Source organism: Nonomuraea sp. NPDC052265, assembly GCF_044547985.1.
Classification (GTDB): domain Bacteria; phylum Actinomycetota; class Actinomycetes; order Streptosporangiales; family Streptosporangiaceae; genus Nonomuraea.
Window position 1 is genome coordinate 108,934 of sequence record NZ_JBIUBJ010000009.1, and the last position, 15,576, is coordinate 124,509.

The 15,576-nt window shown below is 67.8% G+C and carries 3 protein-coding genes; 2 read left to right on the plus strand and 1 reads right to left on the minus strand.

All coding sequences use genetic code 11. The features are described from left to right. Positions 1-569: 569 nt before the first annotated feature. Both ACIHAD_RS26200 and ACIHAD_RS26205 read left to right on the plus strand, forming a co-directional pair. Positions 570-12,431: an RHS repeat-associated core domain-containing protein gene (locus tag ACIHAD_RS26200; protein ID WP_397357268.1), complete on the plus strand. Its 11,862-nt coding sequence runs from the start codon at positions 570-572 to the stop codon at positions 12,429-12,431. Between the two features lie 35 nt (positions 12,432-12,466). Continuing rightward, complete coding sequence (locus ACIHAD_RS26205) at positions 12,467-12,985, plus strand: hypothetical protein (RefSeq protein WP_397357269.1); 519 nt, start codon at positions 12,467-12,469, stop codon at positions 12,983-12,985. A gap of 1,056 nt (positions 12,986-14,041) precedes the next feature. Here ACIHAD_RS26205 and ACIHAD_RS26210 read toward each other — a convergent pair. Then, positions 14,042-15,319 (minus strand): serine hydrolase domain-containing protein, encoded by a 1,278-nt coding sequence (locus ACIHAD_RS26210; protein WP_397357270.1) that lies wholly within the window; start codon positions 15,317-15,319, stop codon positions 14,042-14,044. Between the last annotated feature and the right edge of the window lie 257 nt (positions 15,320-15,576).

The following is a 15,576-nucleotide window of genomic DNA, read 5'->3' on the forward strand; positions in this document are numbered from 1 at the left end:
GCGTGGCCATGAGGCGTGCTCAAGCAGGTGCAAGGGTGCTGGGTCGGAGCCGGTTAGGGCTCGGACGGAGTGCACCATCGAGGTGGGCGAGTCGTGTCGCCTTGGCTGTGACCGTGGCTCTTATGCCAGGTGTCCTCGATCTGGGGGCGCAAGCGTTCGCCGTATCCTCCTCTCCAAGCCGGCTGACGATCCCCGATTCACCATCCGTAGGCTCCGCCAACAGTGTCCCTGTCCAGAGTTCGGGGTCGGCGGCGAACCTGCCGCACCTCGTTGGGCCAGACGCGACCCAGCCGAGAGGTGAGGGTAAGACCGGCGGCGTCGGTAAGCGGCCCGAGGGGTCGCTTCCATTGGAGAAGCCGCGCGAGGTGGCGGACGAGCCGGCCACGAACGGGCTGAACAGCCCACCACCGTTGAAATGGGGATCGTCCCCCGATGCCACTACATCAACACCGGTGACGAACGGCCGAGGAAACGCGGCATCTGGTGGTACGAAGGCGACAGCGGCATCTCTCACTCGGGCGTCGGCCGTGTCGGCCGCTACGGCTGCCGCACTTCCTGTGGTGTCGGGGGTGTCGGTGTCTCCGGGGCAGGCGACGTCCGGGTTGTGGACGCTGCCGTCGACCCAGCCGTCGTTCTCGGCCTATGGTGGGGACTCCGATTCCCGGCCGCTGCGTCTGGAGGCGCAGGTCGAGCATGATCCGGGTAAGACCGATCAGGGTGCTGGGCTGATCTGGTCCGGTACGGGTGAGGTTTCGTCGAGTGGTTGTTACACCACCACAAAGTGCTGGTTGCAGACGCCTGCGGTCGCGTCCGGCAAGCTGAAGGACGGCTGGCTGATCCGCTGGCGGCTGCGCGTGCTGACCTCTTCAGGGGTGGCGGGCGCGTGGTCGGCATGGCAGGCCACGAGGGTGGACACCTCCAAGCCAGTGGTGTCGGAGGCGTCGGCCTCCCCAGGGCAGCTGGCGTCGGGGCTATGGACGCTGGCATCCACCCAGCCTTCTTTCTCCGCTTACGGTGGGGACTCCGATTCCCGGCCGCTGCGTCTGGAGGCGCAGGTCGAGCATGATCCGGGTAAGACCGATCAGGGTACTGGGCTGATCTGGTCCGGTACGGGTGAGGTTTCGTCGAGTGGTTGTTACACCACCACAAAGTGCTGGTTGCAGACGCCTGCGGTCGCGTCCGGCAAGCTGAAGGACGGCTGGCTGGTTCGCTGGCGCGTCAGGGTTTCCACCTCTTCGTCGGTGGCGGGGCCGTGGTCGGAGTGGCAGGCGGCGCGTGTGGACGCCTCCAAGCCGGTGGTCTCGGAGTTGTCGGCTTCTCCGGGGCAGGCGGTGTCCGGTCTGTGGACGTTGTCCTCGGCTCAGCCGTCGTTCTCGGCCTATGGTGGGGACTCCGATTCCCGGCCGCTGCGTCTGGAGGCGCAGGTCGAGCATGATCCGGGTAAGACCGATCAGGGTGCTGGGCTGATCTGGTCCGGTACGGGTGAGGTTTCGTCGAGTGGTTGTTACACCACCACAAAGTGCTGGTTGCAGACGCCTGCGGTCGCGTCCGGCAAGCTGAAGGACGGCTGGCTGATCCGCTGGCGGGTGCGCGTGTCAACAAGTTCGGGCGTGGCGGGGCCGTGGTCGGAGTGGCAGCCGGCCACGGTCGCGGTGAGCGGGACCACGGGCAGTGGTCTGGGTGCGGTCCCGGCCACTCGCGGTACCGACACCTGGACGCTGGCCTCGGCCACGCCGTGGTTGTACGCGAAGGTGACCGACGCCGGCGGGTCGAAGCTGACGCTGGGCGCGGAGATCGAGCACGACCCGGCCGTCCCGGAGCAGGGCACGGGGGTGATCTGGGCCGGCAAGGGCACCACCTCCTACAACTCCGGCGGAAACGCCTGGGTGCAAGTACCGGCCGACAAGCTCACCGACGGCATGAAGGTCCGCTGGCGGGTACGCGGTGTCACCACCGCGGGTGTGGAAGGCGAATGGTCACCCTGGCAGACCGCCACTGTCGATACGACCAAGCCCGCCGCTTCCGACGCCGGACTGACTCCGGCAAGCAAGGGGCAGGCGTGGTGGACGACATCATCGGTGACGCCGTGGGTGTACGCCAAGGTCACCGATCCCGGCTCGCGTGCTTCACGGCTGTGGGTGCAGGTCGAGCACGACCCGGCCGCGACGGGCCAGGGCACGGGCGTGATCTGGGAGGGCAAGGGCGCCACCGCCGCCGCGTCCGGGGCGAACGCCTGGGTGCAGGTGCCGGCCGGGAAGCTGACCGACGGCATGAAGGTCCGCTGGCGGGTACGCGGCGAAACCACCAGCAACGTGACCGGCCCGTGGTCCGACTGGACCCAGGCCCGCATCGATCTCGGCAAGCCGCTGGTCGAGTCGCTGGGGATGGATCCGGCTCTCCCAGGTTCCGCCTCCTGGACGGCTGGGACGTTGACGCCGTGGCTGTATGCGAAGGTGACGGATCCGGAGAACCGTGCCGGCAAGCTCGACGTCGAGGTGGAGCACGACCCGGCCGCCACCGCTCAGGGCACCGGGCTGATCTGGTCGGGGTCTTCGGACAAGTCGTACGCCTCCGGAGGCAACGCCTGGGTGGCGGTCCCGGCGGGCAAGCTGACTGATGGCTGGCAGATCCGCTGGCGGGCGCGGGCCACCACCACGTCCGGGATGTCGGGTCCATGGTCGGAGTGGGTGTCGGCCCGAGTGGACACGAAGATCTTTCAGACGATTCCGCCAGGGCCCGTGGTGAGCAAGGCATCGGCCCCCGTCGGTCAGCTGGTCTCGGGGGTGTGGATTCTGCCGAGCCTCAGCCCGTCCTTCACCGCCGCGATCTCTGATGCCGATCGGCGGCCCGGCGTGCTGGAGGCCGAGGTCGAGCACGACCCGGCGGCCACCGGTCAGGGTACCGGGCTGATCTGGTCGGGGCAGGGGAAGACCTTCGGAGAGACCTGTTTCACGGGACAGTCCTGTTCCGCCTCGCACGTGTCTCCTGCGGCGGCGGGGTTGAAAGAAGGCTGGCTGGTCCGCTGGCGGGTCCGCGCGGTGGTGCAGTCCACCGACACTCCCGGCGCGATCGTGGCCGGCCCCTGGTCGGAGTGGCAGGCAGGGCGGGTGGACACCACCAAGCCGGTGGTGTCCGAACTGTCGGCCTCCCCGGGTCAGTCCGTGTCGGGCTTGTGGACGCTGCCGTCGACTCAGCCTTCCTTCTCCGCCTATGGCGGGGATGCGGATTCGCGCCCGTTGCGGTTGGAGGCTCAGGTTGAGCACGACCCGTCGGCTGCCGGTCAGGGTTCCGGCCTGATCTGGTCGGGTTCTGGTGAGACATCGATCAGTGGGTGTTACACGTCGAGCAAGTGCTGGCTGCAGACCCCTGCCGTGTCGTCGGGCAAGTTGAAGGACGGCTGGCTGGTCCGCTGGCGGGTGCGTGTGTCCACCTCCTCCGGCGTGGCGGGTCCCTGGTCGGAGTGGCAGGCAGGGCGGGTGGACACCACCAAGCCGGTGGTGTCCGAACTGTCGGCCTCCCCGGGTCAGTCCGTGTCGGGCTTGTGGACGCTGCCGTCGACTCAGCCTTCCTTCTCCGCCTATGGCGGGGATGCGGATTCGCGCCCGTTGCGGTTGGAGGCTCAGGTTGAGCACGACCCGTCGGCCGTCAGTCAGGGTTCCGGGCTGATCTGGTGGGCCTCCGGTGGCCTGTCCAGCGGCGGCTGTTACACGACGACCAAGTGCTGGTTGCAGACGCCTGCGGTCACCTCCGGCAAGCTGAAGGACGGCTGGCTGATCCGCTGGCGGGTGCGTGTGTCCACCTCCTCCGGCGTGGCGGGCCCCTGGTCCGAGTGGCAGGCCGGACGCGTGGACACCACCAAGCCCGTGGTCTCGGAGTTGTCGGCTTCTCCGGGGCAGGCGGTGTCCGGTCTGTGGACGTTGTCCTCGGCTCAGCCGTCGTTCTCGGCCTATGGTGGGGACTCCGATTCCCGGCCGCTGCGTCTGGAGGCGCAGGTCGAGCATGATCCGGGTAAGACCGATCAGGGTACTGGGCTGATCTGGTCCGGTACGGGTGAGGTTTCGTCGAGTGGTTGTTACACCACCACAAAGTGCTGGTTGCAGACGCCTGCGGTCGCGTCCGGCAAGCTGAAGGACGGCTGGCTGGTTCGCTGGCGCGTCAGGGTTTCCACCTCTTCGTCGGTGGCGGGGCCGTGGTCGGAGTGGCAGGCGGCGCGTGTGGACGCCTCCAAGCCGGTGGTCTCGGAGTTGTCGGCTTCTCCGGGGCAGGCGGCGTCCGCACTCTGGACCCTGTCCTCGGCTCAGCCCTCCTTCTCCGCTTATGGTGGGGACTTCGATTCCCGGCCGCTGCGTCTGGAGGCGCAGGTCGAGCATGATCCGGGTAAGACCGATCAGGGTGCTGGGCTGATCTGGTCCGGTACGGGTGAGGTTTCGTCGAGTGGTTGTTACACCTCGACCAAGTGCTGGTTGCAGACGCCTGCGGTCGCGTCCGGCAAGCTGAAGGACGGCTGGCTGGTCCGCTGGCGCGTCAGGGCGTCGACCTCCTCCGGCGTGGCGGGTGCGTGGTCGGAGTGGCAGCCGGCCACCGTCGCGGTGAGCGGCACCGCCGGCAACGGCCTGGGCGCCGTCCCCGCAACCCGCGGTACCGACACCTGGACGCTGGCCTCGGCCACGCCGTGGTTGTACGCGAAGGTGACCGACGCCGGCGGGTCGAAGCTGACGCTGGGCGCGGAGATCGAGCACGACCCGGCCGTCCCGGAGCAGGGCACGGGGGTGATCTGGGCCGGCAAGGGCACCACCGCCTACAACTCCGGCGGAAACGCCTGGGTGCAAGTACCGGCTGACAAGCTCACCGACGGCATGAAGGTCCGCTGGCGGGTACGCGGTGTCACCACCGCGGGTGTGGAAGGCGAATGGTCGCCCTGGCAGGCCGGCACGGTCGACCTGCGCAAGCCCAGCGTGGACGGCCTGGGCATGAACCCGGCGATTCGCGGCACCACCTCATGGACGGCCGAGTCGCTGACGCCGTGGATGTACGCCAAGGTGACCGATCCGGAGAACCGTGCCGGCAAGCTCAACGTCGAAGTCGAGCACGACCCGGCCAAGACCGACCAGGGCACGGGCCTGATCTGGTCGGGCGCCTCCGACAAGGAGTACGCCTCCGGGACCAACGCCTGGGCGGTCGTTCCCGCCGACAAGCTGACCGACGGCTGGCAGATCCGCTGGCGAGCGCGGGCCACCACCACCTCCGGCGTGTCCGGGCCGTGGTCGACCTGGGTCTACGCGACCGTGGCGGCACTGCCGTTCGAGTCGTTCTCCCCGGCAAACAACAGCCAGGTAGGCACCTTGACGCCGGTGCTGTCCGCCAACGCGCGGCCCTTCAACAAGGGTGAGGTCAAGTACTGGTTCCAGATCTGCGCCGGCAGCGCGCCGAACTGGCGCTGGTGCAAGGACTCGGCGGAGAAGACCGAGGACTGGACCAAGGAAGGCACCTGGCAGGTCAACGACGCCCGGCTGAAGTGGGGCGAGACGTATTCGTGGATGGCCAAGGCCGCCACCACTTACACCACGGTGACGTCCTCATGGCGGACCTTCACCCCGATGCCCGAGCAGGGCAACATCAACGGGCTGCTGTCGGCCGGCACGCAGGGCCGCGAGTTCAACCACACCTCGGGCAACTTCGCGCATACCGCGACCGACGCCTCGGTCGCGGTGGTGGGGCCGCCGCTGTCGGTGAGCCGTACCTACAACAGTCTGGACCCGCGCACCGACGGCATCTTCGGTGCAGGTTGGACCACCCGCTGGGATATGCGGATCGAGACCGAACCGACGGGCAGCCTACTGGTGACCTACCCGGGTGGCGAGCAGATGCGGTTCGCGCCTTCGGGTAACGGCAACTACGCCCCTCCGCAAGGGACATTCGCGACGCTGGCCGCCGAGCAGGCTGGCGGCTGGCGATTAATGGACAAGTCGGCCACCTCCTACTGGTTCGACGCGTTTGGCCGCCTCACCAAGATCACTGATCACAGGAGCCGGGCGCAGGAGTTGACCCGGGGCACCGACGGCAGGCTGACCAAGGTGACCGCCGCCGGGGGCCGGTCGCTGACGTTCACTTGGGCGGGGAACCACGTGGCGAGCGTGTCCACCGACCCGGTGGACGGCCACCCGCTGACCTGGACCTACACCTACGAGGGCGACTTGCTGGTCAAGGTGTGCCCGCCGACCTCGGCGACCGCCTGCAACAGCTACTCCTACGGAACGGGTTCGCGCTACAAGAGCGTGATCACGGACTCCCGGCCGGAGTATTACTACCGGCTCAACGAGGCCGATACCCGTACCGAGACGACCGTCGCGAGTGCGGCAGGCTGGAACATCACTGAGGAGCAGGCCAAGCTGAACGGGAACACCCCGGCCGACCTCGGGACCCAGGTTCCGGGCGCGCTGGCCGGGTCGCCGGACACGGCGATGCGTTTCAAGGGCGCGACGACTTCGACCTTCGTGCAGTTGCCGCGGAACGCGATCAGCGGTCAGGGCGGAGAGCTGACGGTCGAAGCATGGTTCAAGACCACCGCCTCCGGCACGATCATCGGCATGCAGAACACCGCTGACAAGACCTCGTCGGCCTCCGCTCCGGTGGTGTACGTGGGCACGGACGGCAAGCTGCGTGGCCAGTTCTTCACTGGCCCGTCCACGATCGCGCAGGTCCCGATCACCTCCACCGGCGCGGTCAACGACGGGGCCTGGCACTACGTGGTGCTGTCGGCGACGGAGGCCAAGCCCGCCACGAGCTCGACGCAAGCGGAGCACACCCAGACGCTCTACCTGGACGGCGTCGCCGTCGGCACGCTGGCAGGGGAGATCCAGCACGGCGACATGGCCGAGGCTCGGATCGGGGCCGGTCAGGGCTCGTCGGCCTGGCCGTTCACGACCAGTGCGGTCGCGGTCTTCCCGTTCAACGGCGACATCGACGAGGTGGCGATCTACGGCAAGCCGCTCGGCGCGGCTGCGGTCGCCCGGCACTTCGCGGCCGGCAAGCTGCAGCCGCAGTTGACGCAGGTGACGATGCCGTCCGGCCGGGCCTGGGTGGTCAACACCTACAACCCGGATGGAGGCCGGCTGGCCACGCAGATCGACGCCAACGGCGGCAAGTGGACCCTCGCGGAGCCGGCCTACGAGAAGCAGACGACGCTGTCGACGTTCATGACGGTGAAGGTGACCGACCCTCACGACGGGGTGGTCACCTACGTGGCGGACGCCCAGCGTGGGTATCGGCCGGTCTCAGAGACCGACCAGGTCGGCGCGACCACCAAGTGGGCATACGACGTGGGCGGGTTCCCGGCCAAGGTGATCGACGCCAACGGCAACGCGATCGAGGCGGCGTTCAACGAACGCGGGAACCTGCTGTCGAAGAAGACGTGCCGTACCGCGGACAAGTGCCACACGGAGTACTACGACTACTTCGTGGATGTGGACAAGCCGTTCGATCCGCGCAACGACGCGAAGGTCGGCCAGCGCGACGCCCGGTCGGGCTCGGCCACGGACGAGACGTACAAGACCTCGTGGACGTACAGCGCTTTCGGTGAGGAGCTCAAAGCCACGACGCCGGCGACGGACGGTTTCCCGGCCGGTCGCAGCGCGAACCACGCCTACACCGACGGTACCGAGCCGGCGGTCGGCGGCGGTACGACGCCGGCGGGCCTGGTGAAGTCGGCCAAGGACTTCAAGGGCAACGAGACCACGTACGCCTACACGGCCGCCGGTGACCTGGCCAGTGAGACGTTGCCGTCCGGGCTGGTGAAGAAGTACACCTACGACGCGCTGGGCCGGATGACTGTCACGGCGGAGATCTCCAAGGCGTTCCCCGAGGGGGTCACCAGCACGGTCGCCTACGACGGGCTGGGACGGGTGCTGACAAAGACCGGTCCCGGCGTCAAGAACGACGTCGACGGCAAGACGCACACGTTGCGCCTGTCGACCGTCTACAACGAGGACGGGCTGCCGGTTACCGAGACCAGCGAGGACTTGACCGGAGGGGACGCGCCGCGCAGGACGGTCTACACCTACGACGCGTACGGCAGGCAGGAGACGATCACCGGGCCCGAGGGCGGCGTGCAGAAGTACGTCCACGACCGCAGAGGGCAGAAGACCTCCTTCACCGATGCGCGGGGCACCACGCTGGCCTACAGCTACACCCCTCGTGGCGAGCCGGCCACGACGGTGCTGAGGGGGTGGACGAGCAGCCCGCTGGACCCGAAGCCGGCCACGGACGTGGTGATGGAGTCCATCGCCTACGACCCGGCGGGCCGGGTGGCCTCGCAGACGGATGCGATGGGCCGCACCACTACCTACACCTATTACACGGACAACCTGCCGTTGGAGGCGACCGCCAAGGGCGTGAAGCTGAACGGCTCAACCACGGGCCGGGACGTCGTTCTGGACTCGAGGGCGTACGACGCGGCCGGGCAACTGGTACGGCAGACCACCGGGGGCGGCACTCTCCGGATCGACGCGACGTTCGACGAGGCCGGGCGGAACACCTCGCTGGTGGTGGATCCGGAGAAGCTGGCGCGTAAGACGGCTTTCACCTACGACGCGAACAACAACGTGGTGAAGGTGACGCGGACCGCGGCCGGCACCGATCGGGCGGAGACCACGGAGTTCGCCTACGACGTGCTCAATCTGCCGGTCCGGCAGACCGTCCGTAACGAGGGCGCTGACCTGGTCACCACGTTGACCGTGGACGACCGGGGCCTGGTCACCGAAATGACCGACCCCCGGGGTAACGCCGCGGGCGCCACGCCGGCGGACTTCGCCTCGTTGCTGACCTACAACGAGCTCGGCCTGCCGACGCTCCTGCAGATGCCCGCCGTACAGGTGGAGCGGAACGGCGGGGCGGCGGCCACCCAGCGGCCGGTCTCGAAGCTGGGCTACAACGCCTTCGGTGAACGGACCCACCAGCAGGACCCGGAGGGCCGCGTCATGACGACGGCCTATGACCGGGCAGGACGGGCGATCACGCAGACCGCCCCGGCGTACACGCCGCCGGGCGGGCAGCCGATCACCCCGACCTCGACGAGCGAGTACGACGCCGCCGGACACCTGGTCAAGGCGACGGACCCGCGCGGACAGGTCACCACGGCCGTCTATGACGGACTGGGCCGTAAGGTGCAGATGAACCAGCCCCAGGCGAGCGCCTCCTGGAGTTACGGCTTCGACCTGCTCGGCGAGCCGTTGTGGTCGACCGACCCGACCGGGGCGCGCTCGGAGTCGACCTACGACGAGCTGGGGCGGCAGATCACGCTGACCACGATCGAGCGCAAGCCCACACCTGCCATCTACGTCACCAAACAGGAGTACGACGACGCGGGGCGCCTGGTGAAGACCACCCGCCCCACCGGGGACGCCTCGACTCGCGCATACGACGCGACCGGTGCGATGGTCAAGCACACCGACGCGCTCGGGAACGCGACCACGTTCGGTTTCGACCTGGCCGGCCGGCCGGTGTCGACCACCAACGCTCTCGGGCTGACCTCGCAGGCCGTCTATGACCTGGCCGGGCGGAACACCGAGACACGGGAACTGGACGCCAACGGAGCGCTGCTCCGCGTTCGCAAGACCGGTTACGACCAGGCCGGGAACCCGGTCAGCTCGACCTCGGCGTCCGGGCACACCGTGGCCCGGACCTTCGACGCGGCCAACCGGCTCACGTCGCTGGTGGAACCCGTCTCGGCGACTGAGACGATCACCAGCTCGTTCGGCTACGACGCCGCGGGGGCGCAGACCCGCGCCACCAACGGCCGCGGGCACTCCACCTACACCAGCTACAACACCCTGGGCCTGGTGGAGTCGATGGTCGAACCGGCCACCGCCCAGCACCCGGAGCTCAAGGACCGGAGCTGGACGATGGCCTACGACGCCAGCGGAAACCCCACGGCCAGCCTCGCCCCCGGCGGGGTGAAGGTGGAGCGGACCTTCGACGAGCTGAACAGGCTCATCAAGCAGACCGGCTCAGGCGCAGAGGCGGAGACCGAGGCCAAGACGTTCGGCTACGACCTGGTCGGCCGCCTGACCAGCGCCAACGACCTGACCTTCACGCTGAACGATCGCGGCATGCTGTTGAAGACCAGCAGCACGGTCGCCGGTGACCTGAGCGTCTACGGCTACGATGCCGACAAGCGGCTCGTCGAGCGCGTCGACGGCACCGGTACCTCCACCTTCACCTGGGACGAGGCCGACCGGCTCACCCAGTCGGTGGACCCGGTCTCGGCCACGACCATCGGCTACAGCTACGACAAGGCGAACCGCCTGGTCGGGATGTCGTACGGCGCCAACGGTGCGCGCCGCAGTTATGACTACGACGGGTTGAACCGCCTCACCAAGGACACGCTGACCACCTCGGCCGCGGCGCCGATCGCCTCCATCGAGTACGGCTACGACGTGGACGACAACATGACGTCCAAGACCACCACCGGCACCGCCGGGGCCGGTAACAACACCTACACCTACGACTGGGCCAACCGGCTCACCTCCTGGACCGGCCCGGACGGCACGAAGACCGACTACGGCTGGGACGCCGCAGGCAACCGCGTCAAGGCCGACGACAAGACCTACACCTACGACGAGCGCAACCGCCTCACCTCCGGCGACGGGCGGACCTACACCTACACCGCCCGCGGCACCCTGGCCGAGGAGGGCGGCGGCATGGTCCGCATCACCAAGTTCGACGCCTTCGACCGCATGGTCAGCGACGACGGCGTGACCTACGACTACGACGCCCTCGACCGGGTCGAGACCCGCGGCTACAGCGGCAAGACCCAGCGCATGACCTACGACGGCGTCAGCAACAACCTCGTCACCGTCACCGACACCGCCACCGGCAACAAGACCGCGATGTTCGGCCGCGACGCCCTCGGCCGCACTCTCGGTCTGTCGGACGGCGCCGGCGCCCAGCTCGCCTTCTGCGACCTGCGGGGCGACCTCATCGGGGCGTTCACCGCCACCGGCACGGCACTGATCGACTCCGTTGCCTACAACCCGTTCGGCGAGGTCATCACGCGCACCGGAGCCGCCCACACCCTCGGCTACCAGGGCGGCTACACCGACCCGAACAGCGGAAAGATCAACATGGCGGCCCGGTGGTACCAGCCCAACACGGGCAGCTTCGTCAGCCGCGACACGCTCACCCAGAGCCCCGACCCCAGCGTCCAGCTCAACCGCTACAGCTACACCAACGACAACCCCCTCACCAACACGGACCCGACGGGGCACGCGAACAAGAAGCAGAACAAGAAGACCAACGCCAAGAAGGACACCAAGAAGAATCTGACGCCCAAGCAGGAGTACGCCGCCTGCAAGAAGCAGAAGTTCAAGAACAAGAACGGGATCAACTGCGACGACGAGGAGAGCCTCGCCACCTTCTACAAGGACTGCAAGAAGGGGTACAGCGGATACGGTGACGCGGCAGACGCCTGCAAGGGCGCCTACGGCCAGCTCAGCCAGTGCTACTTCAAGAGCGGGAAATACCAGACGTGTGAGAACAAGGCGGTCGAGAAGGCCTGCAGTGATCGCCCGGGCAAGGGCACGGATTACTGTCATGACGCGATGCCCGGTTACAAGGCATGCCGGAAGGGGGACATCGATCGGTCGATCTGCATCGAAGGCACGCACGAGTACGGAGTCTGCCGAGGGACGACTGACGACACCGGTCCGAACAAGGGGGTCTGCACCGAGGCCACCCGGGAGTACGAGGACTGCCGGCAGCAGGGCATGGACGCCGACCCCGTCTGCCGCAAACTCCGTGACACCTATGTGCGCTGCAGGTCGACCGGCTCGATCGGGAACGCGAAGAAGAAGGAGAAGCGGTTCGAGCAGTCCGCCGGTGAGTGCGCCGGCGTCGCCGACCAGTACATGGACTGCGTGGAGGGGGGCCACGCGGCCTCCGACTGTGCCTACCTTGGCCTGATCCAGTCCGAGTGCCTGGCCAAAGAAAAGGGAACAGAAAAGCAGTGCGAGGGCCTGGCCGAGAAGTTCGCCTGGTGCCTGTCGAACCCGAAGCACAAGTACTGCGACGGGAAGCCGGACAGCAAGCGTTGTGAGACGTATGGTGGTGGCCGCGTGATCGAGTGCACCGACTACTACTACGCGCCAGAACTGTGGCTGATGGAGAATGTGCTGGGTGATTGGGAGGGCGGACTGGGCACTCCTTGCGAGTTCAGTGGCCTCGTCACTCAGAATGAGAAAGCCGAAGCGATCTGTGGCCTCGTCGGGCTGGTCGGGGACGCCATCGTGCAGAAGGGCATAGAGTGGATCAACAGTAAATTTTCCGATTTCCGCGACAAGTACCCGGGCTGTGGCGCCTGGGTCACCTACACCGACTCTGCTCGGTCAAGCGGTACTGGCCTGTTGAACCCGAAGTTCAAGCCTGATTGTCATTGATGGAGATTCGATCGGAGAGGGGATCCAGGAGCGGCGTGCGGCCGCTCCTGGTGATGCTGTGCCTCGCCAGCGTGCTGACGGTGGTGCTGGCCGGATCAGCGGCCGCCGAGCGGCCGATGTTCGAGAGATGCCGTGGCGTGCATTCCGCGTCCCCCGAATGCGCGCAGGCAGGTGTCACGGTGTCCGAATGTCAGCAGAGGCCTGAACAACGGGAAGCGTCCGTCTGTAAAGGTGCACGCCGCGTCGTCGACCGGTGTATGCGCCTGGATGTGAAGGGTGCGGGATCGTCCACCTGTGCAGCTCTCACCTTGGATTATCTGAGTTGCGTCGAGCAGGATCTCTCTCCTCTGTCATGTCAAGAGCTGGGCACGGTCTTTCTCGAATGCATGCAGCAGCTGGGGATGACGGAGAAGGGGTGCCGGGCGGACTGGCGAGAACTGGTCGAATGTAAAGAGCGCGGCCTCGACCCCGAGCTTTGCCCGGTTACCGGAAATCCCAGACCTTGGCGTGTTCGCCCAGGTGAGGAGCTTGGAGGACCGGGCGCGCCCGCATGAACCCCGCGGGTACGCGTGCCGTTGCTGTGGTGGGCGTTCGCGGGGCGAGCAGGCGGCTCTACGGTACTCACTGATCAGTCCTATGCCGGTCCTTCGGTGGTGGGCCCGGCAGATCCGTCGATTCCCTCGCTGGGATCGTGCAACGGCGGACGGAGCCCCACGTTCATCAGCGTGGCCCGCCGAGGAGAACGAGATCCCAGAACATGCTCGGAATGACCTTCCTGCGGTGAAGATGCCGAGTGATCATCCACAGGTCGGCGCGCCGATGGGCCGAAGAACAGCGGCCGGACGAAGACGAAGCCGGTGTCCAGGACGGTGGTACGTACCGAGGCGTCGCTCTTCGGGTTTCGCCGTGGACCTGCCAGGCCGGCTGTACCGGTCGCCCGTTCACCGTCAGGGTGCGGCCGTCGAGGCCGACCCCCTTCCACCGCACATCTCGCCTCGGCGCAGCCCGCGCAGCGCGAGTGATTGATGCAGGGCGAACAGGCGGTGCTGCCGCGCCCCTTGAAGGATCAGGCGGGTATCCAGGCCATGACGTGGGAGAGGGGGAGCTGATGTAGGTGTCGATCGGATTGACCCGCTGTGCGCCCCGCCGCTGCCATTCTGCCTGCTGGTGCTGGGCGGAGGCGGCCTGCCAGGCCCGGACCCGGTCTTGGTCCACACCAGTGGCCGGGCCGGGTCTGGGCGGGCATCTCCAGGACGGCGGCGGGATTGAGGGCGGTGAGCCGGTCCTGGCGCATGGCCATGCTCAGGGCGTGCGCCGGGTGGCATGGTCGTGGCGCTGAGGGGCTGCCTTTCTTCACCGAGCGCCCGTCTGCCTGCGATGATCAGACGCTGGAAAGCTGAGTCGCGAGATTGCCGGCGTCGAGCCGGTGGCCCAGGCGCTTTCACCTGTGCGTCGCCGCAAAGTGGTCGGCGCAGCCGTACGACGTGACTCTGGATCTGGCTCACCGCCTGGGCCAGCGGTGCGGCGCCCACCGTAACGCGCCCGGCCAGCGCGCTCGCCAGGGTGGGTACGGCGCTGAGAGGGGGCAGCGTCCGGGGCTTGGCGGCCCGTCAGAGGTAGGTGCCGTACAGGTCTGTGGTGGGCCAGGTCGTCACCGCGTTGGCGGCCTTGTGGAGGGCCGGGTCGATGTCGCCGTAGCTCAGACCGGAGGCGTCGTCGCGCTGGTTGAAGAGCGCGGCCCAGGTCAGCCCGTCGTACCGCCGCACAAGGATGGTGTACGTGCCGGGGAGGCTGCCGGTGTGCCAGGTGTTGCGGCCGCCGGTGACGTTGCGGACCGACCAGCCGCAGCCGTACCACCAGCCGTCGCCGTTGACGCCGGTCTCGGGTTGGGCGAAGGCCCGGGAGATCGACGTCGAGGTGAGCACTGAGCCGGCAGCGTCGAAGATCCCGGCGAAGCGCACCAGGTCGACCGCCGTTCCCAGCCAGCCGCCGTGCGCGTCCATGTTCTCCAGGCTGAACGAACCGTACGGAGCCGGTACGGAGGCGCCAGAAGCGTCGAACACCGTCTTTCCCGTGTACTTCGAAACGTAAGGCACCTCGCCGGTGACGGCGTCGGCCTTGAGCGTGCGGCCGAGCCTCATCCGGGTGATTCCGCGCGGCCCGAGGATCTTCTGCTGCACATACGTGCCGTACGGCATGCCGCTGACCTTCTCGATGATCCGGCCGAGCAGCAGGTAGTCGTAGTTGGCGTAGGCGTAGGTGCTGCCGGGGTCGTGGTCCAGGGCGAGGCCGGCGGCGTACCGCATGATGTCGGCCTGGCGGACGGGCAGCGCCGAGCCGAGCGCCCTGGAGATCGTCAGGTCGCTGAACATCGGATCGGCGGTGATGGACGAGTCCCAGCCGCCCAGGTGCTGCAGCAACCTGAGGACGGTCACGTCCTTCAGCCGCGGATCCACCGTCTTGCCGGACGGCGGCGTCAGGGGGAGCAGGTCGGGCAGCCGGTCGGTGAGCTTGAGCTTGCCGTCCTGCACCAGCCTGAGGATCGCCGCCCCGGTGATGGGCTTGCTCAGGCTGGCGATCCGGAACAACGAGGTCGGCTGGGTCTTCAAGGTGGTGCTGGTCGTCCACGTGTATCCGCGGGCCAGCACGAGCTTGCCCTTGCGGGCGACGGCGAGCGATCCGCAGGAGAGGTTCCGGGCCTGCATGAAGGCCTTCATCGTGCTGTCGAAGCTGCCCAGACCGGCTCCCAGGGTTCCGGTCGTCCTCCACGTCGCGGCGGCGGCGTGCGCCCTGCCCGGCTGACCGGCAAGGAGTCCAGCGCCGGCCAGTCCGAGCCCGGTCAGGCCCATCTTCCGGCCGAAATCGCGTCGGGTCAGCCCGTCAGACATGTGTCTTCCTCCTAGATCGAACAACACGCCACGGGCAAACTATCTGAAACTTCGTTGCCGGCGGCGCAGACCGCCCGAGCCCGCGCGCTTGCAACGCCTGATCAGCGAGCCGGTCAACGCTGCTTGATCGCAGCTCAGGACGCGCGTGACAGGCTTCGCGCCGCGGTCGGGAAGTTTCGGGCGCGGTAGGGCGGTCCCCACCATCCGGAGACCGGGCGGCCTGATCGATTCCGGCGTTCGCCCGCCACAAGATTGGC

Excerpts from the sequence above, each read along its gene's own strand:
- ACIHAD_RS26210 (WP_397357270.1), bottom strand. The coding sequence starts at position 15,319 with ATGTCTGACGGGCTGACCCGACGCGATTTCGGCCGGAAGATGGGCCTG.